Source organism: gamma proteobacterium symbiont of Lampromicra miyakona, from assembly GCF_059730895.1.
The window spans coordinates 688,323-711,096 of the sequence record NZ_AP035932.1 but is presented as its reverse complement, the minus strand read 5'-3'; the positions used below and the strand labels follow the sequence as shown (position 1 = coordinate 711,096).

The following is a 22,774-nucleotide window of genomic DNA, read 5'->3' as shown; positions in this document are numbered from 1 at the left end:
ATTTATAGCGGCCCCACAGGGCCGCTTAATAAAGCAATTACGCTTCTTTATTTTCTTTGATGTTCCAGCCAGCGCTGCTTTCAGCGCCTTTACCACCTGAAGAGCTCTGCTCCCAGTATTGCTGCTTCACTTTGGCAGCCTGGAACGCGTAAGTCACGCTCAGGGTATCGCCATTAGCAGCACCGGTATAATCAACTTTTGACACCAGCACATCTTCCAGTGTGATACGTGCGTATTCAATCTGTGTGCCGCCTGCTTTGCATACGGACAGCTCTACTTTGCTGATATGCTTACCGCTGGCGCAATTTTTCAGGATTGCAGTGGTGGATTTGTCAATCAGTGCATTTACGCTCAGGTCAGCAAAATTTACTTTACCTGCACCACCGCCGCCGCCAACAGACATATTACCCGGCTGGTTAGCACCCCAGTTGAAAGAGGTAATATCAGTCCAGCCGGTGTGGTTGGAGTCTTTAGACTCGCCGGTCACACCATCAACTTTTAAAAACATATCAATAGCCATAATTATCTTCTCTTGCTTGATTTACGTTCTGCTTTGATAAAGCATCGTTATGGCAAACAGGAAAGCATGGGGCTGAATAAAACAGTCCATATTTTACCTCTGCCTCGTTTTCTGAATATCGCTACATGGTTTATTCAGAGAGTGTTTTTATTGTCCCACTGGATGGAGCAATAAAAAATAGTGAATCCTTTAGTTCCTCGATATTAATATCGAAACGTGGAGCCGGCTCGCAAATAAGCGTTTTGCGTCTGCACGTTAACTGCAAAGCTTTGTGAGCATTAAGACCGCCATATATGACGGCCTGATGCAGTTAATCAATTCTCATTCGATTTGAGTGAAGGCAGTTTCGATACCAGACGCAGTGACACCGTCAGGCCTTCCAGCTGGTAGTGCGGACGCAGGAAGAATTTCGCGGCGTAGTAGCCCGGGTTATCTTCCTGCTCTTCCACGCTCACCTCGGCGGCAGCCAGCGGCTTACGCGATTTGGTTTCCTGTGACGAGTTCGCCGGGTCGCCGTCGACGTAGCTCATCACCCAATCGTTCAGCCAGCGCTCCATTTCATCACGCTCGCGGAATGAACCGATCTTGTCGCGCACGATGCACTTGAGGTAGTGCGCGAAGCGGCAGCAGGCAAACAGATACGGCAGGCGTGCAGCCAGACGTGCGTTGGCGGTCGCATCGGCATCATGGTATTCCGCAGGCTTTTGCAGCGACTGCGCACCAATAAAGGCAGCAAAGTCGGAGTTTTTGCGGTGCACCAGTGGCATGAAGCCGTTTTTCGCCAGCTCGGCTTCACGACGATCGCTGATGGCAATCTCCGTCGGGCATTTCATGTCTACGCCGCCGTCATCACTCGGGAAGGTGTGGCACGGCAGGTTTTCAACCGCACCGCCAGACTCGACGCCGCGGATCGCGGTGCACCAGCCGTACTCTTTGAACGAGCGGTTGATGTTGGCTGCCATGGCGTAGGCGGCGTTGCTCCAGGTGTAGCCGTTGTGATTTGAGCCATCGGTCTGCTCTTCAAAATCAAAGCTATCCACCGGATTGGTGCGAATGCCATACGGCAGGCGCGCCAGGAAGCGCGGCATGACCAGGCCGAGATAACGGGCATCTTCCGATTCACGCAGACTGCGCCAGGCGGCATATTCGGTGTTCTGGAAGATTTTGGTCAGATCGCGCGGGTTCGCCAGCTCCTGCCATGACTCCATCTGCATGACGGTCGGCGCGGTACCGGTGATGAACGGGCAGTGTGCCGCCGCGCTGATACGCGCCATTTCGCCCAGCAGCTCCACGTCCTGCGGGCTGTGATCGAAATAGTAATCGCCCACCAGGCAGCCAAACGGTTCACCACCGAACTGACCGTACTCCTGCTCATAAATCTTCTTAAACAGCGGACTCTGATCCCAGCCAGCGCCTTTAAAACGCTTCAGGCTGCGTCCCAGCTCCTGCTTGGAGATGCTCATGAAACGGATTTTCAGCATCTCGTCGGTTTCGGTGTTATTCACCAGGTAGCTCAGACCGCGCCACGCGCTCTCCAGCTGCTGAAACTCTTCATGATGAATAATCTGGTTGATCTGCTGTGACAGCTTGTCGTCAATCTCAGCGATCAGCGCCTGGATGGTGCGATAGGTATCATTCGAGATGGTGACGGTGTTTTCCAGCGCCTGCTGCGCCAGCGTCTTCACGGCACTTTCGACGGCTGCACGCGCCTGATCGCTGGTTGGACGAAATTCTTTGTTCAGCAGGGCGCTGAGTTCATTCTCGCTGTAGTGCGAGGCGCCCTGTTGCTGCTGATGCGAAGACTGGGTCATGATTACTCCTCCTTACCTTCAGCGTTTGCATCCTGCTTCGGCAGGTGGGTCAGCGCTTTCAACAGCGTTGGATCCTGCAGAATCTTACCGATCAGCTCTTCCGCACCGTTTTTGCCGTCCATGTAGGTCAGCAGATTCGAAAGCTGGGTACGCGCTTCCAGCAGGTTGCTCAGCGGTTCGACTTTACGGGCAATCGCATCCGGTGAGAAATCGTCCATGCTCTCAAAGGTCAGTTCGACGTTAAGTTTGCCTTCGCCGTTGAGCGTGTTATCCACCTGAAACGCCGCGCGCGGCTTCAGCGCTTTCATGCGCTCATCGAAGTTATCGATATCAATTTCCAGGAATTTACGCTCATCAAGGCTCGCCTGCGGCTCGAGTGGTTTACCGACCAGGTCCGCCATGACGCCCATCACAAACGGCAGCTGAATTTTGCGTTCCGCGCCATAAATTTCCACGTCGTATTCAATCTGAACGCGAGGCGCGCGATTGCGGGCAATGAACTTCTGCCCACTGGATTTCGTTGGTGCCATGGTTTTCTCCATTAAGGGTGCGCGGGTAAAGTTTCGCAGGAGGCGCGCAGGTCTCGCTGCGTTGAGTTGTTACGCTCGCTTAGTCGCGGCGTCCAAAGATATTTTCCAGCTGATGCACGCCGTCTGGCGCCAGATCGCGGATGATGTCCATAAAATCGAGCTCAATCAGCCGCTGTACGCGGTCGATCATCAGCGGTGCCGGATGGCTGGGTTCGTGCTGAGCAAAGTAGTGCTTCACCTTCTCCAGCATCAGCTGCGCATCGGCGCGCGAACTGAGCTGCACGCTGCGCCAGTCAGCCGTGCGAACCGCTGCTGCGGGCGCGGCGACGCTCGGTTCCGGCGGCGGCTCTGTTACCACGGCCGGCTGCAGCGTGCTGAGGTCAGTGGCCTGACAGCGTTCGGCGATCATAGCGATCTGCCTGCGCAGCTGCGACAGCTCCGGCACCGCCGCTTCACCCAGCTGTTCGGTCAGAGTTTCGGTAATGGTTTGCAAACGCTCACTTATCTGTAGCACCGCTTCAATACCGGGCTGCTCGCCGCGCGCCAGCTCATCGGTCAGGCGCGGCAGACCGCCAGGATAGTCCGCGACTTCGGTCTTGCTGCCGTCGCACAGCGCGGCGGCATCGCGCAGCGTGATGCCATCCGAGGCGTAGCGCAGCAGCCAGCTCTGGCGTACCGCGCTGCTCAGCGCTGATTTATCGCCCAGCAACGCCACCGCGTTGATGCGGTAAAACGGATCCTGTTCGCCGTACTCTTCCAGTCGCGGCCACAGCGGCTCCCAGTACAGCAGCAGCGCCTGCTCAATCAGCTTCAGCCCCTGCGCATAGCCCGGCAGCCCTTTCAGCTCGGTCCAGGCGTGAGTAAGCGCTAACATCACTCGCAGGTCTTTGCTGCGGCTGAGCAAGTCAATCGCCAGCTTTTCGACTTTATTCCAGTCCGCTGATTCAGCCGGGATAATGGTCTCGCCAAACTGCTGTTCAGCTTTACCGGTACTGGCCTGCTCCATCGCCTGGTAATCCGCGTGATACTCCAGGTTGTCGCCGCAGGGGTTATCACTGCTGACCGGCGCCAGCAGCGCGTCAATATTTATCGTCATAGCGGTTGGCCTCAGGATTCAAACATCGGAGGATAAAGTCCGTTTCGTCCGGGTTTTGCCCCGCCGGCCGGGTCGAACAGCAGTGAGAACAGCTGTGCGGTGAAGTTGCCGCTGTGCACCTGGGTGTAAAGCGGGAAACCGTCGCTCTGGTTTGTCCACCAGAAGCTGGTGTAAAACTGCGGGTCGAAGCTGTCACCCGGCAGTTTCCAGTTGAGCGTCGACGGCTCGCCGTCACCAATCACCTGTAAAATGTCCGATTGTTCGCCGTCAGTTTGCGGCTGCTGGGGCTGCGGAATACTCAGCAGCGCCTGGTCGAGCTGCTCTGGCGTACCGCCGTTTTGCACCACGCGCAGCAGCATATTGCCGACCTGCTGATACCACTCGCCCGAGCGGGCCAGCAGCGCCGGTGACCACTCGGCGGGCGTAAAATGGCGCAGCGCGCACAGCGGATAGTTGCGACCGACGCTGTCGCGGGCGGCAATCAGGCAGCCCATCTGGATCAGCTGACTGCCGAGCATCGGCGGCACGACAAAATTCCACACCGGCGCTTTGAGAAAGGCGCGCGACGGGGCGTTTTTACTCTCTTCACTGGTTTGCCAGTGATGCAGTCCGACCTGAAACCAGTTCGACCACTGCCGGTACAGCACATCGGGGAAGCGTCGCTTCACAAAGTCACCCGAGCTGGGCAATTTGCCGTACCAGCCGGGTGCTGCGTAATGAGTCATTATCAGGTCCTGTTTCAGGGGCAGCTAAAGCCGGGAAGCTGGAACGGGTTACGAATACTGCCAGGGGTGAACGACAACGTGACCTGATGGCCATCGATGTTAAAACTGGCCTCGCGGGTCAGGCCACCGACCGCGGTTAAACGAGCGCGATCGAAGAAGCGGTTCAGTGCCCACGGACCGCTGGTCACCAGCGTTGAGGTGGTGCCGTTGGTCAGACCAAGCTGCATCCGCACCTGGCTGGTGCCGCCCGGTCCGGGCCAGCTCACCATCTGCACCGCCTGCGGGCCGTGGCTGTAACGCAGAATCTGGCCATCGACGTCGAGCGTCAGGTTGAGAATGTCGTTATCCATTTTCACCGTACGCAGCGTGACGCGGAACGACGGCGTGGTCGCCCCGTTAGCAAAGAAGGCATCACGAATCGACTGCGCCTGCTGGAACGGACGCAGCAGCGCCTCACCGCCCGGCAGCGTTTTGCCGTCGATGCCTGGCGTGAAACGCCACGCCGCGTTGGTGGTATCCACTTTGCTGGCCAGATTGTCGCGGAAGAAGCTGTCCATCAGCCCGCTGCCCGGCGCGAACATGCGCGCCAGATCGTCCGGCGTCACTTCGCTGCGCGCATTGCGCACCAGCGGATAACGGCCAGCAATCGCCTGGCGGCAGAAGCTGCCCACTTCCATGGTGATGCGCTTGCGCACGTTATCCATATCGCGGCGCTGTGCATCGCTGCTGGCGCCCACGGCCATGCTGGAAACCATATTCTGCAGCGAGCCCGGTAAGCGGCCGGCGCTGGCCTGCAGACGACTGATGGCATCGCCGGAAGGCGGCGGCATGCCACTGTTGGCGGCGTCCTGCACCGCCGTCAGATAGCGGTAGAGATCGTCGATCTGATGCAGAAAATCATCCACCGCCAGCACTTTACTGCCCTGCTGCAGTGGCTGTGCCAGCTCCAGCACAGGCGCGAAGTGCACCGCCACCGCCTGCTCCGGTGCCTGCTGGGCGGCGCCCTGGCCCGGCGCCGCGCTGGCTTTGGAGGAACTGAACAGCGCTTCTAAAGTGCGCGTGGCGCTGTTGCCCGTCGCCGGCTGTGCCTGGGCACTTTGCTCATCCGGCTGTGCGCGGTTCAGCGTCAGCAGCTTACTGAGGTTAACCACCAGCTGGCGCAGCGGCGAGTGGTTGCCCGACAGCAGACGTGCGGTGTTGATGCGCTGCGACAAATCCGCGCTGCTGTTGAGCTGGATATCGCTGAGGAACTGCTCCCACTGGCGGATGTAATCCTGCACGTAGAGCTGGCGCACCGCGAGATCGGTCTGCTGACTGTTCTCCGGCGACGCAACGCCGCCCAGCACCCAGACATCATCCTGGAACAGCGCCTGCGTGACCGGCGCGATTTGTTTATCAACGTGCTGCCAGTAACCGTCTGGCGTGAACAGGCCGGCCACGCCGTCATTGACTGATTTGCCGCTTTTGCGTGAAAACACCAGCTCACTCTGCGGCCCGCCCAGCGCCGCGAGGGTGACCGGTTGCAGGCTGCCGTCACGCTGCAGCAGGCGCTTCAGACGTCCGTAGACGCGCTGCGACAGCGGCATTTGGTTAATCAGCGCCTGCTCGCGCTTTACCAGCGCATCATCCTTCGCGTATGGCGAGGACTGAATCTGTGTCTCCAGCAGCTGCTGCAGATGCCACGCCAGCTGTTTCACTTCCTGCTGCGTCACGTTTTGCGGCAGTTCGCGGCTAATATTCAGCATCAGCCAGGCATGCAGGAACTTGCCGTCATAATGTTTTGGCTGATACAGCATCTGGTAAGCTTTCAGCGCTTCGTAGCTGTAATCCGCATCGCTACCGTTGTCGTTACGCAGCCAGCGGGTGATGTTTTGCGCCACCTGCGGCAGCAGCAGCTGTTTTAGCGCTTTGTCATACAGGGTGCGCGTGGCGTCGCTGACTTCGGTACCGCGATACAGCCCCATGCGGCGCGTCAGCGGGGGATCTTCCAGCGAGAAGTCGGCGCTTTTCGGCAGCTGCAGCAGCGTGTTGAGATACGGCACCAGCGCAAACAGATCGCCATTGCCCTGGCGTTCCAGCTGTTGTCCCAGCTGTTCCACCTGCGGCGTTTTACCCGCCATCTCCTGTAAATAGGCTTTGTTTTTGCTGTAGCTGGTGAGCCACAGCGCTCCGGCAATCAGTACCAGCACCAGCAGCGCCAGATAGCCGGACCACAATCCGGCGCGATTGCGCAGCTCCCACCAGCGGTTACTGCCCGCCAGGCCCGACTCCTGGAAGATGACATTTTCCAGCACGCCTTTCAGGAAGAAGCTCTGGCCTTTGTTCGGCGGGATCGGTGACTCTTTGTCGACCTGGTCCCAGCTGCCGGATTCGCCGCTGCGCTGTCCCGGCAGATGCAGGGCGCGGCTCAGTTCGCCCATCACGCGGTCAAACGGCAGCCCTTCCTGCGTCCCGCTGGCGAAATAGATACCGCGCGGCGCGAACTGGGTTTCGAAATCAGAGCGGGCAAACAGCGTATCCAGCGCCTCCGCCAGCAGCGGGCGCAGCGCGGCGAACTCCTGCGGGAACAGATAGCTCTCCGCCCGTGCCTGCGCATCGCTTTCCGCCAGCAGCGTATCGGCCAGACCGGCATCCAGACGCTGCTGCAGCAGTGAATACTCCTGCTGAAACTGGCTGTTGAGCTCAAACTCTGCGGTCGATGCCTGCGCCCACGGGAAGGTAAAGCCCCAGATTTGCTCGCGCTGGGTTTTATCCAGCGAAGCGAAGTAGCTGCGGAAACCTTTGAGCAGGTCGGTTTTGGTGACCAGCACATAAACCGGGAAGCGAATGCCGAGGCGATCGTGCAGCTCCATCAGCCGCTGACGCAGTGCGATCGCCTGATTGCGCTGCGCTTCCGGCGATTGCGTCAGTAAATCGGACACGCTGAGCGTGACAATCACGCCATTGACGGGCTGACGGCCGCGATATTTGCGCAGCAGGTCGAGAAAGTGATGCCACTCGCTGGCGTCGCGCTCCTGCTGGCTCTCCTGAGTGGTATAGCGGCCAGCGGTATCCAGCAACACCGCTTCGTTGGTGAACCACCAGTCACAGTTGCGCGTGCCGCCGATGCCGCGCAGCGCCGCTTTGCCGAACTTGTCCGCCAGCGGGAACTGCAGCCCGGAGTTGACCAGCGCGGTGGTTTTACCAGCACCCGGTGCGCCAATGATCATGTACCACGGCAGCTGGTAGAGGTATTGATGGCTGAAGCGCTGCGCCCAGAAAGGCGCGCCCTTGCTGCTGGCGCGCTGAAAGTGCGCTTTTTTCAGCATGTCGGTGGCTTCGGAGAAACGGCTCGCCAGCACCTGTTCTTCATTGGTCAGGCGTTTGCGGTCCTGCTCCGGCGCATCGCTTTTGCTGGTTTCGAGGCTCGACATCAGTTTGCGGTTGAGCCAGAAGTTATACAGGCGCGGAATCGCCTGGCTCAGCCCCCACACCAGATAGAGCAGCGCAATACTGATGATGCGGTTCTGCTCTGGCTCCAGCGGCCGCGAGTCAACAATGGAAAACACCGGGCCAATCACCCAGATGATAAAGGAGAGCGCGGTAATACCGACAAAACCCCAGGCGAGGCGGCTGGTCAGCACCGCAAAAAGCATATTCAGCATGGATTAGTTCCCTCTCGCCAGGCCGTTGAGTTCCGCTTGCGTCGCATCCGGCGCGACCAGCAGAGTAATTTCTACGCGACGGTTGCGGGCGCGATTCTCCGCGCTGGTGTTCGGCACCAGCGGATGGCTTTCGCCACGCCCTTCGGCTTTAACCCGCGACGGTTGTGCCAGCTGCTGCTGCAGCAGGGTTTGCACCGACTGCGCGCGCGCCAGCGAGAGTTCATAGTTGGAGGCGAAGCGGGCACTGCGAATCGGCACGTTGTCGCTGTAGCCAATCACCAGAATCTTCCCGCTGACGTTATTCATCGCGGCGGCAATGCGCTGAATCACCGCATCGTAGCGGCCACGCACTTCGGTGGATGCCGAGGCGAACAGGCCATCGCCCTTGAGCGTGACCACGCTCTGGTCGGCTTCATCGCGCACCGCCACCAGGCCGGCATCAATTTCCGGCTTGAGGAACGCTTTCAGATTCAGCGTGGCGGGCGGCGGCGGTGCCGGATTGCTGATTTTGACTTCCGGCAGCGCGGTCTGATAGATGCTGGCCAGCACCGGCGAGGTGTAGTCGCCGAGACGCCAGTTCAGGACGATGTAGAACAGGCAGGCAGCAAAGCCGGCCACCGCCGCACAGGCCCACAGTGGAATCATCGGCCGCCACAGCTTGCGCAGCACCGGCTGATCGGTGGGATGCGGTGACAGCGCCGCCGGGTAACTGCCGCGCACGCTTTTGATCATCTGCAGCAGACGCTGTTTGATGGTTTCCAGCTGCGAACGCCCGTTATCCAGCACGCGGTAGCGCCCTTCAAAGCCGAGCAGCAGACAGAAATAGATCAGCTCCAGCAGCAGGATGTGCTGACGCGGGTTTTGCGACAGCTTGGCCAGCAGCTGAAAGAACTTCTCACCGCCCCAGGTTTCATTGTGAAACGTCACCAGCAGGCCGTTGCTGGTCCACACGCCGCGGCTGCCCCACGGCGTCAGCGCCGCCGCTTCATCCAGCGCGGTGCACAGGCAGTAGCGCGCGCCGACGATCACTTCATAACTCAGCCCCGACTGCTGGCAGCTGAGCTCAAAGCGACGGATCTGATCGATCAGCTGCTGGCGCAGTCGCGCCGGATCGTCGTGCGAGACGGAGTGGCGAATCTGCGGGATCGCGTTAATCAGCGGATTCGCCGCGGCGACCAGCACATTCTGATGGCTGACATCCTGCTGTGTGACGTCACTGTTCGGTTTCTGTTGTTCCTGCATCATGCGGCGTGCTCAGTTTTGATTATTCTGACTGACTACGAATGGCCCAGAACTCCATGTTCAGGCCCGGAAACTCACCGGCCAGATGCAGCGCAAAGGCACCTGAGCGCTCCATCTCCTGCCACAGCTCGCTGTTCTTATCGAGCTCGAAATAGCTGTAGCCGGCATGCCACGGGATTTGCGGCGGCGCGCCCGGCATGGCTTTCAGCGCCAGTCCCGGCAGCTGCAGCTGTACCAGATCGCGGATTTTGGTAACGGGCGCGACTTTCATCTGCGCCGGGAAGTGGGTTTTCAGCGCCTCGGCCGGCACGCTGGCTTTGACCGCCAGCACAAAGCCGAACTCGCGCACCATGCTGCTTTCCGGCACCGTGGCCACGTTGAGGCCGTGCGAGCGCTGCGTCAGCGGCAGCTGGATGGCGCTCTCTTCCATCACCTGCGACAGTCCCTGGCGCAGCAGCAGCGTTAAGCGGGTAAAGCAGCTGTACAGATCGTCATGGTCATACAGCGGCAGCGCGTCCGGGGTGCGCGCCGGCATCCAGCTGCTCAATTCAGCAGCCAGCTGCAGCCAGTGACTGTAGAGCGTTTCCGGGTGCAGCAGCGGCAGATGCTGTAAGTGCGCGTGCAGGCCAAGCTGACGGTTGAGTAAGGTCAGCAGCATAAAATCGACCATGTCGGCACTGTTAAAACGGCCGGTACCCGGCGTGCGCTGACTCAGCTGCTGGCTGCGCTGCTGAATCAGGCCGTGCAGGTCATTGAGCATGCTTTGCAGCGGCCGGCTCGCGTTGAGCGTCAGCATCGGCGGAATGTAGTCGGTGTCGAGGCGCACGTGGTTATCGCTGCGTTTTTCAATCACCTGCGCCACGCCCATCGCCGTCCACTCCGCGGTGAGATCCTGTTCCAGCATCAGGCGCAGGCGCAGTTTGCCGAACTGAACGGTGGCAGCGCCGACCGCCTGAGCGTTGTCATCTTCGACTTCGGCTTCCCACGCCAGATAGCGCGCCAGTGAATCCTGCGTCTCCTGAAACGCCACCGCTTCGCGCCCGTTGCGCCGGGCCGGGATCGCCAGCACCACTTTGCTGCGATCGACATTCGCTGGCAGATCCAGCGGGGCCGGACCGTGCTGTGGCTGGCTGAAAGAGAAGAAGGTGCCGTCAGGCAGACATCCGCTGGCGGCACTCAGCGCCAGTTTTCCCTGGCGCAGCAGCGCTTCATCAAATTCGAGGTCAAAAAAACCCCAGGTGTAGGAGCGCTGCGACTGCCCCCACTCGCGCAGGGTGCTGTGTAGAAAATTTTCCGACTGCTGGAAATGGTGAGGGCGCAGGAACATCCCCTCGGTCCAGACAACCTTTTCGGCTCGGTTCATAGGCATCCTTACTGCTTAACCACGCGCAGGCCGTTGATATCCGCCACGACGCGGGCATTCAACTCACCATCGTTATTTTTCCAGAACTGCCAGAATGCGCTGTCGTCGCCATCCGGAAAGGGCAGCGCAAGACGCCAGACTTTACCGTCCAGCGCCTGATACTCGGCCATGATGCCGATGAAGCGCGCTTCCGGCAGGCTTTTCGCGCTGAGGGTTTTACTCAGCTGACCTGACATCAGGAAGAACTGCTGATTGTTGAGCAGCGTGCTGCCCAACGCGGTGGCGGGCTGGTTCTGCAGGGAGTAGAAATCAGCGGACATGAATTCCGCATCGGAGGTCAGCAACATCACCCGGACTTTGAGCGGCGCGCCCGCGTTGATCTGCGGATGCGCCTGAAAGTCGAGATTGTAGCGTGCAACCGGCGCCGGACTGTTGCTGCTGCAGGCAGCCAGCAGGCAAGCCAGCAGCAGTAAGCCGGCGCGGCGGAGAGAAATCATCGTCATTATTCAGCCCTCCCTGCTTACCGTGTTAGTTGATGATCCAGGTGCCGCTGTTGCTGTTCTGGCACGCTTTGCTGTCGCCATCCACCGCGACGCAGGTCTTTTTCTTGCTGCTGGCGCGGGCGCGACGCTTCGGCTGGTCCGCTTTGATGGTCTGCTCATACAGCGCGCTTTTCACCACCGCGCGGAACGGGACATAACCGATCAGCTGTACCGCAGGCTGAGCCGCCGGCTGCTGCGCTTTTTTGTCATCGGCCGGTGCAGTCTCAGGCTGCGCTTCGTCTGCGGCCTGCGCCGACTCGCCAAGTGCCAGCCAGTTGTTTTCAACCTGGCCAATCACGGTGTAGGTTTCACCGCTTTTCAGCGTATCCACCACTTTGCCGCCGAAGCTGGGGCGGGTCATGATCGAAGCCGGATAGAGCGCGCGATAAGCCTCGTTCACCGGGCTGAACTGTGCCGGCGGCTGGACGGCATAACGGTGCGACAGCGTGACGCCGTCAACGGTGCTGCTGACAATCGTGTCGTCTGTCATCTTTGGCGGTGCTTTACAGCCAGCCACTGCGAAAACAAACATCAGGCCCAACGCCATACGGAGATTCACCATTTTCTTCATGTTTAGTTCCATTAACGCCTAAAAAGTGGCCAGAGGCCGGTTAAGAGCAAAATGAACCGTGCGCACGGCTGAAGCCGGCGTCGATTCAGTACCAGTTAAAAAGTTTACCCTTTAATGAGTGTGGCTAACGCATCGCGCCAGCGAGGCAAAAATTGATCAGTCTGAATTAAGTATTAAAAATGCAACATTAGTGACAGGGATGATGTCGGAAGAATTCTGATCGTTTCACAAACGATCAGCAACATGATCAATTTTTGCTAAGCGAAGGGGTCGGCCACAGCCAAACCTCGGTTTCTCTTATGCCATCCCTGGGTTAAAAACTATCACGTTCAATGAATCTGGTTAATCGGTAACGATTAAGAGGATAACAGCAACAACTTACGGCATTCGCTGACAGTATTGCTATTTATTGAGATATATCAACAACATATAAAAGACTGGAAACATCATAGCTACCGCACGAGCCAGGTAAAACCTGCCCGTGAGCATGCAATCACAATCCATTTGTTAATGTCTGACGGAAGTTTACAGAAGCCTGACAAAATTTCAACGCGCCGCTAGCAGAGGAAATTAGTTCAGTAAAGGTTAACAAATATTTTTAATGCAAATTTGCGTCACTTTTGCCCGTAAACCTAAGACTATTCTTAGCAATCCATTAAAACTGTGAAAGATTGTAAATGAAAGATGAAATTTTGCTCGCGCGATCATTAAAAATTGTCATAAAAAAAATGGCGCTGAGCGGCACGCATTTTGTCTGCGCGCGATAAAACCCAGGCAGGCGGTGAAAAAGGGGTGATAAAGACAAACTGGCAGTTAAAAAAACCAGCCAGGCGGACCAGGCTGGTTTAATTCGCTAAAATAGCAGGTATCGGGATTGTTAAGCAGTCAGAATAGATTGCAGCTCAGGCAAGGTTTTCACCTGCCAGGTGGGCGTGATGTGCGCCGGCAGCGGACGCGTGCCGTGATCGATCCAGCAGGTTTTCACGCCGGCATTCATACCACCGAGAATATCCGATTCCGGCGTGTCGCCGACCATTAATACCCGGCGGCGATCGGGATTGCCCAGCAGCTGCAGCGTATGGTCAAAAATCGCCGCGTCCGGCTTGGGTACGCCCACCTGTTCGGAGATCACCAGCGCGTCAAAGTAGTCACGGAAACCGGTGCGTTCAAGGCGCGCCTGCTGCAGCGCCGTAAAACCGTTGGTGATGATGGCGATTTTTACCTTGCCCTTGAGCGTATCCAGCAGGCGGGCTGCGCCATCCAGCGGCAGGCAGATCTCGGCCATCGCATTAAGAAAGTCGCTGTTAAGCACTTCCGGTGCCACGCGCAGTTTTTCGCCCCACAGCGTGAAGCGGCGCGTCTGGAGCTGTAACGCTGAAATGGTGCCGTTCTGGTAATCGACCCACAGCGGTTTGTTGACGGCCTGATAATCAGCGTAATCCTGATCGCTGAAGTGCACGTCGTAGCTGGCAAACATGCGCTGCAGGCCGGCGAAGGCGTCAAAGTGGAAAAGTGTGTCATCCGCATCGAACAGGATGCAGTCCCAGTCGTTTAACATAGTGCCCCTTTTGAATAACGTCAGAGCGTGAGCGCCATGATGATGGCATCCTCGCGCCCGCTGGCGGTGGGATAGTAGTTTGGCCGCACGCTGACCTGATGAAAATCCAGCTGCTGATACAGCGCAATGGCGGGCTGATTGGAGGCGCGCACCTCCAGCCACAGCGTCATTACCGCACGCTGCTCCAGTTCGGCAATCAGCTGCTGTAGCAGCTGACGCGCATAGCCGCGGCGCTGGAACGCGGGATCAACCGCGATGTTGAACAGCGACGCTTCATCCAGCACCACCTGGGTGATGGCGAAGCCGGCCAGCTGGCCGTCCGCGTGCAGGCAAAGATTGACGTAACGTTCGCCCTGATTGCTGGCAAAGGTCTGCTCGCTCCACGGAAACGCATGCGCGCGGCGCTCGATCTCCAGCAGCCGCGGCTGTAAATCAGGGGTGATGAAAGAGATGGCTGTCATGGTTACACATCTGTTGCCACAGCGCGCGTTTGGCCGCGCCGCTGCTGATTAATTCATTGAAAACGGCGCTGGTGAACGTGATGCCGTTAAAAGGATGATCGCTGGTCACACCCAGCAGCCAGCCGGCACAGTCGACCTGCTCCGGCAGCATTGGCAGCTGTTCTGGCGTCAGCGTCATTACCTGCCCCGGCTGAATGCTCAGCGTCCGCAGTACGTCACGCACCAGCGGCTCCTGCAGATCCGGCGCCTGCTCAGCGACCAGCACCAGCCGCGTGTCCGGCGTTAGCGTGACGGCAATTTCACCTTGCAGCACGCGCGGACGTCGCAGCTGATACTGCGTAATCCCCATTTGCTGTAGAAGCCAGTCGCGCCTTGTGCTCATGCTGTTACCTGTAATCCTGCCAGAATGCGACGCTATGCTAGCAAACCCATCGAACATGCGCCAACAAAGCACTATAATCGCCGCTCTGATTTAACAGGAGCGTTCCATGTCTGCTTTTACCCCGGCCAGCGAAGTGATTCTGCGCCACAGTGATGAATTTACCGCCCGCCACGTACTGTTCGCCGGCGACCTGCAGGATGACCTGCCCGCCCAGCTGGAGACCGCGTCGAGCCGCGTGCACACTCAGCAGTACCATCACTGGCAGAACCTCAGCCGTCGCCTCGGTGAACGGGCAGTGTACGGGCTGGTGGCCGGTGCGGCCGACGTAGCCGGTTGCGACACGCTGGTCTATTTCTGGCCGAAGAACAAACCGGAAGCGCAATTCCAGCTGCAAAACCTGCTGTCGCTGCTGCCGCTGGGCTGCGATATTTTTGTCGTCGGTGAAAACCGCAGCGGCGTGCGCAGCGCCGAAGGCATGCTGGAGAGCTGGGCCACGCTGGAGAAGATCGACAGCGCGCGCCGCTGCGGGCTGTATCACGGTCAGTTGACGCAGCAGGCCAGCTTTGACGCCAGCGCGTTCGGCAATCGCTATCAGCTGGACGATCTCACCATTCATACCCTGCCGGGCGTGTTCAGCCGCGACGGGCTAGATATCGGCAGCGATCTGCTGCTTTCCACGCTGACGCCGCACACCAAAGGCAAAGTGCTGGATATCGGCTGTGGCAGTGGCGTATTAGCCGCCGCGCTGGCGCAGCATTCGCCGAAAGTCCGGCTGTGGCTGTGCGATGTGCACGCCGCCGCCATCGAGGCGAGTAAAGCCACGCTGGCCGCTAACGGTCTGGAAGGCGAAGTGTTTGCCAGTAACGTGTTCTCGGACGTCAGCGGCCGTTTTGATCTGATCATCTCTAACCCGCCGTTCCATGACGGTCTGCAAACCAGCCTTGATGCCGCCCACACGCTGATTCGCGGTGCGGTGAAACATCTTAACAGCGGCGGCGAGCTGCGCATCGTGGCCAACGCCTTCCTGCCTTATCCGCAGGTTCTGGATGAAACCTTCGGTAACCATGAAGTGCTGGCGCAGACCGGCCGCTTCAAAGTGTATCGCGCCGTATATGGCCGCGGCGCGAAAGCGCGCTAAGCGTAGTAAAATCCGCGATGCGACGGGGAAAACGTTGCTTTTTGCAGCAGTCGTTTCACCGTCGCAAAATATGTGTTGACGCAATGAGTAAAATCTCTAAAATGCGCCTCCGTGGTTAGCGATACTGTAATGTATTGCAGGCAGGCGAAGGTGGCGGAATTGGTAGACGCGCTAGCTTCAGGTGTTAGTGTCCTTACGGACGTGAGGGTTCAAGTCCCTCTCTTCGCACCAATAATCACAGAGTTTATATCGCGTGCACTGCGCGAAGGTGGCGGAATTGGTAGACGCGCTAGCTTCAGGTGTTAGTGTTCTTACGGACGTGAGGGTTCAAGTCCCTCTCTTCGCACCATGCGGTGATATAAACAGACAACTACGATGCGAAGGTGGCGGAATTGGTAGACGCGCTAGCTTCAGGTGTTAGTGTTCTTACGGACGTGAGGGTTCAAGTCCCTCTCTTCGCACCAACGTTGTCACACTTCTTCTGCAGTACATCCCCATTGATTGTTACCGCTGCTATCACGCCTTTGCGTGATATTGTCGTTTCTGCTCGCCGTTAAATGACGTGAAAATTCACCGAGATAGCCGCCAGACCGCCAGCCAGCGCCAGGCAGGAAGGCAGCAGCAGATAATGACGCAGACGATGGTGGAACAGCATCACCACGGTAAGCAGCAGCGCGACAATCATCACTAAGCGCCACTGGCTGAAACTCGGCTCCCACAGCGCAAACACCGGCATGGCCGCACAGGGCAGCAATACGCCCCAGCCGCTATCCAGACGTTTACCCATCACCCAGCTTACGCCCCACAAGCCGCAGGCGGCCATCATCGCCATGATCATCGCGCAACCCTTCAAATGATAAATATTCCCATTATCATATGACAATATTTCTCATCTTGCAGCGAATTTTTTGCCCTGCCCGCGCCGGATGACAGAATTACTGGAAAATGATAGATTGCCGCCGATAACTATTTTGATAACACAGCAAAAACGTGCTCACTATCCGCGTTGTGGGATTATTTCCTGCGGGTAGCGCTTTGATATTTCAGGGCTGTCACGAGTAATAATAATGAAATTACAATCTTATGATGAGTTGAAACACAGCAAGTATCGGCTGTCGCTGATGCTATTTTTGTTTTTGAATGTCGCCGTTTCGCTTTTTTGTCTGCTGCCGTTTTTCGGCACGGATAATCCCATCAATTCGCTGCCGGTGACGCTGGTGGCGGGCTTTAGCACCACGCTGCTGGCGCTATGTTTAATCGCGCCGAATCTAAAATTCCCGTTATTAAATCCTGTCGCATTGCTATTAGGCGCGCTATGGGCCTGGCATATCAATCATCGTTACCATCTGGTGTTTTATTTTGACGGTAGCTTTTTAATAATCAGTCTGCTGAGCGTATTTTTTATCAGCGCGATTGCCCTGAGTGATTATTTGCTTGCGTTCTGTTTACATATTACGCCACCGGTATTAACCGTACTGTTACTGGATGATGGTCAGCATTTAATGACCATTCTGTTCACCATTACGCTGCCGCTGATCGGCTTCTCGCTGCACCACTTGATGCGCCGCCGCTTCGACACCTTCACCCTGCGGCTGGTGCGCCAGCTGTATGAGGAGAAGCAAAGTTTTAGCGATTTGAGCATGCTCGATCCGCTCACTGGCCTGTATAACCGGCGCGGGCTGAAGAACCGGCTGGATACCATCATGGAAAATCATGCCGGCAGCCACTTTGTGCTGCTGCTGGATATCGATCACTTCAAGGCCTACAACGATAACTACGGTCATGCCATGGGCGATCAGGCGCTGGCGCGGGTGTCGGTTGCGATTCGCGATGCGGTGCGCTCGCGCGATGTGGTGACGCGCTACGGCGGCGAAGAGTTTCTGGTGCTGATGACCAACGTTAACGCCTCGATTGCCATGAAGCTGGCCGAACGCATCCGCCAGTACGTGGTTGATCTGGAAATTCCCCACCGCTTCAATGATAAAGTCTCGACCCACGTGACCATCAGCGCCGGTATCGCGCCGATTTTCGCAGAAGACTTCGACCAGGCGGTGGCCAACGCCGACCGCGCGCTGTACGTGGCGAAGAATCAGGGACGTAACACCATTCTGGCGTGGGAGGATTTACCGAAGCTGGCGCCGGTAAGCAGCGATCTGGTGTAAGCGGTGCGGCGACAACGCCGCGCCCTCTCCGCAGGATTTCACGCAAAATGCGCGGCGGCCTGGCAGTGAGCGTTGCTGGCATCTTGCTCAGTGAATCGGGAACGATTATCATTTGTTTTTCGCTTCCCGTTTTCACTCAGGAGCCGCATGGCCATCATCACGCGTCAGGATCATCGCTTTAGCGCGCATCCGTTGATCTTTATGCAGAGCGATCGCAGCTTAGCCAGCGCGCTGGAAGATCTGATGTGCGACCAGCGTAGCTACATGCGGGAAAACGTGAAGCTGGGCCAGCCGGCCCCCGCAGGCACGCTGACGCTGGCCGAATGGTCCACGCCGTTTCACTATCGCCGCCTGACGCAGCGCTACAGCGACTATCTCTATCGCCACCATCCCGATGTTCCGCAGGAAGCCAAACCGCTGCAGTCGCTGTGGGCCCAGTGGTATTTTGGCCTGCTGCTGCCGCCATTAATACTGGCGCTGCTGCAGGAGCCGCGCGCGCTCGACTGCTCGCCGCAGCGCATCCACGTTGAGTTCCACGAAAACGGCCATCCCTGCGCCTTCTGGATTGATGTGCAGGAGGATGAGGATGCGCGCTATCTCAATCCGCAGCAGCGTATCGAACGCCTGATTCAGCACAGCCTGATCCCCGCCGTCAACGGCATGGCGCAGCACGGTGACATCAACGCTCGGCTGATCTGGAACAACTTAGGCTTCTCGTTTTACTGGTTCCTTGGCGAACTGCAGCAGCAGCTGCCTGCGGCTACCCGGCATCAACTGGAACAGGCGCTGTTTTTCAGCAAATCCCTGTCCGACGGCAGTGATAATCCGCTGTATCGCACCATGATCCCGCGTAACGGCGCGATGGAGCGGCGCAGCTGCTGCCAGCGCTATCGCATTCCGGACGTCGAACGCTGCGGTAACTGCACGTTAAATGCCGTGTAAGCGCGGCGTATTCTGTTACAGATTCTCCGTTTCTCCCGTTTACAGCTTTCCCGCCTTATGGCAGCTTTTACGCTCTGTTTTTACCGGAGAAAAAAATGAGCCTGGAGTCGGTACGGCACTTCTTTGCCGAACACGCACCGGATATCGACATCATCGAGATGCCGGAAAGCACTGCCACCGTAGAACTGGCCGCACGCGTACATGGCGTGACGCCGGGGCAAATCGCCAAAACCCTGTCGCTGAAAGTGAAAGAAAGCGTGGTGCTGATTGTCACACGCGGCGACGCCCGGCTGGACAATCGCAAGCTGAAGGCGGCGCTCGGGGCAAAAGCGCGCATGCTGAGCGTGGATGAAGTGGTGAACTGGACCGGCCATCCGGTCGGCGGCGTGTGCCCGTTCGGGCTGGAAAATCCACTGACCGTCTATTGCGATGTGTCGCTGCGCAGTTTCGATGAAGTGTTACCTGCGGCCGGTTCGATTCACAGCGCGGTGCGCATTTCGCCGCAGCGCATGGCTGAGCTCACGGCGGCGAAATGGATTGACGTCTGCGAGGCGCGTTAACGCGTCTCTTTCGCCACCGCCCCGGATATTTCGATGCCGCGCGTCTCGCGGCCAAACGCCACGAACACGCAAATCAGCACCGCCACCGTGCCGGCGACAATCGCCATGCCCAGTCCGTAGTTACCGCCGTGGGCTTCGGCGATGCGGGACTGCAGCGTGGCGTTGACCGAAGCAATTAAATTCCCCAGCTGGTAAACGAAGCCCGGCAGTACCGCACGCGCATTGGCCGGCACCAGCTCGGTTAGGTAGGTCGGCACCACGCCCCATGCGCCCTGCACCATAAACTGCATCAGGAACGCGCCGATACCAATCGCCCAGGAACCGCTGGAGAACGCCCACAGCGGCAGCACCGGCAGCGCCAGAAACGACGCCAGCATGATGGCTTTTTTACGCCCGATACGCTCGGACAGCGAGCCGAACGTAATGCCGCCGAGCATCGCCGCGATGTTATAGCCGATGGCGATAATACTCACCGTGTGGGCGTCAAACTGGTGCTGCACTTTCAGGAACGTCGGGTAGAGATCCTGCGTGCCGTGGCTGAAGAAGTTAAAACAGGCCATCAGCAGCACCATGTAAATACAGATTTTCCAGTGCTGGCGGATGATGGGCAGCAGCGCGTGATTCTCTTTACGCTCGCGCGCCGCCAGCCATACCGGCGATTCCGGCACTTTAAAATAGATAAACGGCAGCAGCAGAATCGGCAGCGCGCCAATCAGGAACATGCCGCGCCAGCCCACCTGTTCGAAGAACAGGCCAAACACTATCGACGCCAGCAGATAGCCGCACGGATAACCGGCCTGGAAGATGCCGGACATCAGGCCGCGCGAACGGTCGGGAATGGTTTCCATCGCCAGCGAAGAGGCCACGCCCCAGATGCCACCCATCGCCACGCCGTAAATCACGCGGAAGGTCAGGAAGGCAGCAAAGTTGGGCGACCATGCCGACAGCAACTCAAACAGCGAAAACAGCACGATGTTGAGCATCAGGATCGGCCGGCGGCCATATTTTTCCGCCAGCCGGCCAAAGATCAATGCGCCCACCGGTCGTACGGCCAGCGTCAGCATAATGGCAATGGAAACATCGGAGACGCTGGTGTTGAAGTAGCGCGCAAGATCGCTGAGCACAAACACCAGAATAAAGAAGTCGAACGCATCCAGCGTCCAGCTGGCGAAACTGGCGAAAGCCACGTTGCGCTGGGTCGCAGTCCAGTTAAACATAAGGGTATCCTGTCTGATTGCTTCCGGCTCGCGGCCAGATTTTTATTGGAACGTTATCCAGCGAATGGTTGCACTGGTTATTATTGTGTTAACCATTTGTATATAGCATGTCAGAAAGGCGCCGCGCGGCGGGGAATTGTCAGCGAGTGATTCGCGATGTAAGGAAGCGTGTCGGCAGGAAAGCGGCGCACGGTACTCCGGCCGGGAGACCGCGCGCCGCAGCAAAATCTCAGCGTTTCAATCCGTTGAACGTCTGCTCAATCACTTCCAGCAGCAGCGGATTGTTTACGTTCTGCATCACATGCACCAGTGCGCCCGCGTCCGCCGGCACGCCGACGTCCAGCCGCAGCGGCGTGCGGTAGCGCCAGGTCTTGCCGCGCGTGGCACCGGGACGCAACTCAATATCGACGTGATAATCCACACCGTCCGCCACGCGCTGGTTGAGCAGCCAGGCAATGACCAGCGCATCGTGGATCCAGCAACCCGGCAGATGGCGGGTGCGGATGGAGTAATCAATCCACGGTCGCAGCGTTTCGCGTACAAACTGCGGCAGTGGATGATCGCAGGCGGTCAGGCGCGTCAGATCCTGATGGGTCAGCAGCGTCTGCGTGGTGGCATCCATCGGCACCAGCGTGATGGTGGCGCCGCTGTGCAGCACCTGATGCGCCGCTTCCGGATCGAGGCCAAAATTGGTGTCTTTGATGTAGTCATCCAGCGCGAATACGCCGCCCATGATGACGATCTCCGCTACGCAATCCGCCATCTGCGGATAGCGCTGCAGCGCCTGCGCCACGTTGGTCAGCGGGCCTATTGCCACCAGCGTAAACTCGCCGGGATTGTCACAAATCAGCTGGCCCATCACGCCCGCCGCATCGTTGCCGTCCGCTGCCACCGTCTGCGGCTGACGCACGCCGCGCCACAGTTCGCCCAGCGCCGGGTCGGCGACGTTATCCAGCCGCGCGCGCCACGGCGCCGGATCTTCGCGCAGCGCCTGCAGCGCGCCCTGCACTACCGGAATGTTCAGTCCGAGCCGCTGCAGCAGATCTTTAGCCACCCGCGCTCCCACCGCGCTCGGCGTGTTGCCACTCACGGTGGTGATCAGCTCAACGGCCAGCGCGCGTGACGCCAGCGCTAAGGCCAGCGCCAGCCCGTCATCGGTGTTAGCGCCAGCAATACCATTCCCCGGATCACAATCAATAATTAGTCTTTTCATAATGTTATATATTTATTTTTGTTGAGATAGCTGGCAGCCACAGGACTCACCGATCTCCAGATGGTGAGGAAATTCGGCCAGCTGCGCCTCGCCATGACCGTTTTTCAGCATGGCGATGGCGCTGCGTGCCATTTCGCGCAGCGGCTGGCGCACGGTGGTGAGCGTGGGCACATGAAAGGCCGACTGCTCGGTACCGTTGAAACACACCAGCGCAACATCGTGCGGCACGCGCAGACCATGTTCGGACAGCGCGCGGATACAGCCAATCGCCTGCCCTTCGTTACTGGTAAACAGCGCGCGCGGCACCCGGCCGCTGGCAATCATGCGCTGCCCGGCGTCGTAACCGCCCTGGCGCGAATAGCCGGCCGGAAAAATCAGCGCTTCATCTACCGTCAGCCCGTGCTGCGCCATGGCGTCGCGCCAGCCCTGAATACGATCCTGCGCGTTAAGCATCTCACGCGGACCGCTGATCATGCCGACCTGCTGATAGCCGTGGCTGAGCAGATGCGCCGTGACCTGGCGCGCCGCTTCACGTTCGTTAACGCACAGCATGCTGACGCCGGGACGCGGTTCGATGCGGTCCAGCATCACCAGCGGCGTTCCGCTCGCCTGGATGACATCAATATAGGGATGGCGATCGACGCTGGTGTAAAACAGGCCATCAACCTGACGATTCAGCAGACCCTGAATCAGCTCCAGCTCGCGCTGGCGGTCGTCGCCGGCATCGCCCAGCAGCATTACGTGGCCGTGGTTCAGCGACTCCTGCAGCAGCACGTGCGCCATTGAGGCGACAAACGGGTTTGCGATATTTGGCACGATCAGGCCAAAGGTTTTGGTACTGCCGGAGGCCAGCGCGCGCGCCACCGCATTCGGGCGATAGCCGGTTTGCTGGATGGCGGCCAGCACGCGCTGACGCGTGGCTTCGGCCACCGGACGCGGTCCGTTGTTTATCACATAGCTGACCACCGCCACCGAGGTTCCGGCGGCTTTGGCGACGTCACTGCGTGTCACATTTCCGGTTGGGGATTTCGCCAATATTGCCTCTGCGTTAATGCCGCTGGCCGGGAGTACCGGCCAGCGTAATCAAAGAATGTTGC

21 protein-coding genes and 3 tRNA genes are annotated in these 22,774 nt (G+C 58.4%); 7 read left to right on the top strand and 17 right to left on the bottom strand.

The window, feature by feature from the left end; genetic code table 11:
• Positions 1-37: 37 nt before the first annotated feature.
• From AC6I8P_RS03330 to AC6I8P_RS03270, 13 genes are all read right to left on the bottom strand, one after another.
• On the bottom strand, positions 38-520 hold the full coding sequence (locus AC6I8P_RS03330) for an Hcp family type VI secretion system effector (RefSeq protein WP_021313206.1): 483 nt from the start codon (positions 518-520) through the stop codon (positions 38-40).
• Between the two features lie 314 nt (positions 521-834).
• Positions 835-2,331, bottom strand: a complete 1,497-nt coding sequence (gene tssC / locus AC6I8P_RS03325; RefSeq protein ID WP_021506787.1) for a type VI secretion system contractile sheath large subunit — start codon at positions 2,329-2,331, stop codon at positions 835-837.
• A gap of 2 nt (positions 2,332-2,333) precedes the next feature.
• Positions 2,334-2,861, bottom strand: a complete 528-nt coding sequence (gene tssB, locus AC6I8P_RS03320; protein ID WP_150361261.1) for a type VI secretion system contractile sheath small subunit — start codon at positions 2,859-2,861, stop codon at positions 2,334-2,336.
• Positions 2,862-2,940: 79 nt separating this feature from the next.
• The gene (gene tssA / locus AC6I8P_RS03315; RefSeq protein WP_021506785.1) at positions 2,941-3,957 is read right to left on the bottom strand and encodes a type VI secretion system protein TssA; all 1,017 of its coding nucleotides are present in this window, start codon (positions 3,955-3,957) and stop codon (positions 2,941-2,943) included.
• Positions 3,958-3,968: 11 nt separating this feature from the next.
• Entirely contained in the window at positions 3,969-4,682 is a 714-nt protein-coding gene (gene tagF / locus AC6I8P_RS03310; protein ID WP_021506784.1) for a type VI secretion system-associated protein TagF, read from the bottom strand.
• Between the two features lie 14 nt (positions 4,683-4,696).
• Positions 4,697-8,326, bottom strand: a complete 3,630-nt coding sequence (gene tssM, locus AC6I8P_RS03305) for a type VI secretion system membrane subunit TssM (RefSeq protein WP_498030968.1) — start codon at positions 8,324-8,326, stop codon at positions 4,697-4,699.
• A gap of 3 nt (positions 8,327-8,329) precedes the next feature.
• Positions 8,330-9,571: a DotU family type VI secretion system protein gene (locus AC6I8P_RS03300; protein WP_021506782.1), complete on the bottom strand. Its 1,242-nt coding sequence runs from the start codon at positions 9,569-9,571 to the stop codon at positions 8,330-8,332.
• A gap of 19 nt (positions 9,572-9,590) precedes the next feature.
• On the bottom strand, positions 9,591-10,931 hold the full coding sequence (gene tssK / locus AC6I8P_RS03295) for a type VI secretion system baseplate subunit TssK (protein ID WP_481657355.1): 1,341 nt from the start codon (positions 10,929-10,931) through the stop codon (positions 9,591-9,593).
• A gap of 8 nt (positions 10,932-10,939) precedes the next feature.
• Complete coding sequence (gene tssJ, locus AC6I8P_RS03290) at positions 10,940-11,434, bottom strand: type VI secretion system lipoprotein TssJ (RefSeq protein ID WP_481657354.1); 495 nt, start codon at positions 11,432-11,434, stop codon at positions 10,940-10,942.
• Between the two features lie 25 nt (positions 11,435-11,459).
• A complete protein-coding gene (locus AC6I8P_RS03285; protein ID WP_031279568.1) occupies positions 11,460-12,056 on the bottom strand; it encodes an SH3 domain-containing protein in 597 nt (198 codons plus the stop codon).
• Between the two features lie 865 nt (positions 12,057-12,921).
• Positions 12,922-13,602, bottom strand: coding sequence for a pyrimidine 5'-nucleotidase (yjjG, locus tag AC6I8P_RS03280; RefSeq protein ID WP_021506777.1), 681 nt, complete (start codon positions 13,600-13,602; stop codon positions 12,922-12,924).
• Between the two features lie 20 nt (positions 13,603-13,622).
• Positions 13,623-14,063 carry a ribosomal protein S18-alanine N-acetyltransferase gene (rimI, locus tag AC6I8P_RS03275; RefSeq protein WP_058776442.1) on the bottom strand — a complete coding sequence of 147 codons (441 nt, stop codon included), beginning with the start codon at positions 14,061-14,063 and terminating at the stop codon, positions 13,623-13,625.
• Entirely contained in the window at positions 14,035-14,445 is a 411-nt protein-coding gene (locus AC6I8P_RS03270; RefSeq protein WP_031279565.1) for a DNA polymerase III subunit psi, read from the bottom strand. The genes rimI and AC6I8P_RS03270 overlap by 29 nt, the downstream gene beginning before the upstream one ends.
• 106 nt (positions 14,446-14,551) lie before the next feature.
• On the opposite strand from AC6I8P_RS03270, the gene rsmC reads away from it, so the two are divergent.
• From rsmC to AC6I8P_RS03250, 4 genes are all read left to right on the top strand, one after another.
• On the top strand, positions 14,552-15,583 hold the full coding sequence (rsmC, locus tag AC6I8P_RS03265; protein ID WP_058776440.1) for a 16S rRNA (guanine(1207)-N(2))-methyltransferase RsmC: 1,032 nt from the start codon (positions 14,552-14,554) through the stop codon (positions 15,581-15,583).
• Between the two features lie 144 nt (positions 15,584-15,727).
• A tRNA-Leu gene (locus AC6I8P_RS03260) sits at positions 15,728-15,814 on the top strand.
• A 31-nt stretch (positions 15,815-15,845) separates the two neighbouring features.
• Positions 15,846-15,932 (top strand) — tRNA-Leu (locus tag AC6I8P_RS03255).
• A gap of 28 nt (positions 15,933-15,960) precedes the next feature.
• A tRNA-Leu gene (locus tag AC6I8P_RS03250) sits at positions 15,961-16,047 on the top strand.
• Positions 16,048-16,136: 89 nt separating this feature from the next.
• Here AC6I8P_RS03250 and AC6I8P_RS03245 read toward each other — a convergent pair.
• Entirely contained in the window at positions 16,137-16,421 is a 285-nt protein-coding gene (locus AC6I8P_RS03245) for a DUF1435 domain-containing protein (protein WP_058757170.1), read from the bottom strand.
• A 229-nt stretch (positions 16,422-16,650) separates the two neighbouring features.
• Between AC6I8P_RS03245 and AC6I8P_RS03240 the strand changes: the two genes are divergently transcribed.
• From AC6I8P_RS03240 to AC6I8P_RS03230, 3 genes are all read left to right on the top strand, one after another.
• Complete coding sequence (locus AC6I8P_RS03240) at positions 16,651-17,745, top strand: GGDEF domain-containing protein (protein WP_021506772.1); 1,095 nt, start codon at positions 16,651-16,653, stop codon at positions 17,743-17,745.
• Positions 17,746-17,892: 147 nt separating this feature from the next.
• On the top strand, positions 17,893-18,687 hold the full coding sequence (gene fhuF / locus AC6I8P_RS03235) for a siderophore-iron reductase FhuF (RefSeq protein WP_481657352.1): 795 nt from the start codon (positions 17,893-17,895) through the stop codon (positions 18,685-18,687).
• A 95-nt stretch (positions 18,688-18,782) separates the two neighbouring features.
• A complete protein-coding gene (locus tag AC6I8P_RS03230) occupies positions 18,783-19,247 on the top strand; it encodes a YbaK/EbsC family protein (protein WP_058757173.1) in 465 nt (154 codons plus the stop codon).
• On the opposite strand, the gene AC6I8P_RS03225 is transcribed toward AC6I8P_RS03230, so the two are convergent.
• The 3 genes from AC6I8P_RS03225 to AC6I8P_RS03215 form a co-directional block, all read right to left on the bottom strand.
• Entirely contained in the window at positions 19,244-20,464 is a 1,221-nt protein-coding gene (locus AC6I8P_RS03225) for an MFS transporter (protein ID WP_021506769.1), read from the bottom strand. The genes AC6I8P_RS03230 and AC6I8P_RS03225 overlap by 4 nt on opposite strands.
• Before the next feature lie 229 nt (positions 20,465-20,693).
• A complete protein-coding gene (locus tag AC6I8P_RS03220) occupies positions 20,694-21,677 on the bottom strand; it encodes a nucleoside hydrolase (protein ID WP_166711096.1) in 984 nt (327 codons plus the stop codon).
• Between the two features lie 12 nt (positions 21,678-21,689).
• Positions 21,690-22,712: a LacI family DNA-binding transcriptional regulator gene (locus tag AC6I8P_RS03215; protein WP_058771438.1), complete on the bottom strand. Its 1,023-nt coding sequence runs from the start codon at positions 22,710-22,712 to the stop codon at positions 21,690-21,692.
• Between the last annotated feature and the right edge of the window lie 62 nt (positions 22,713-22,774).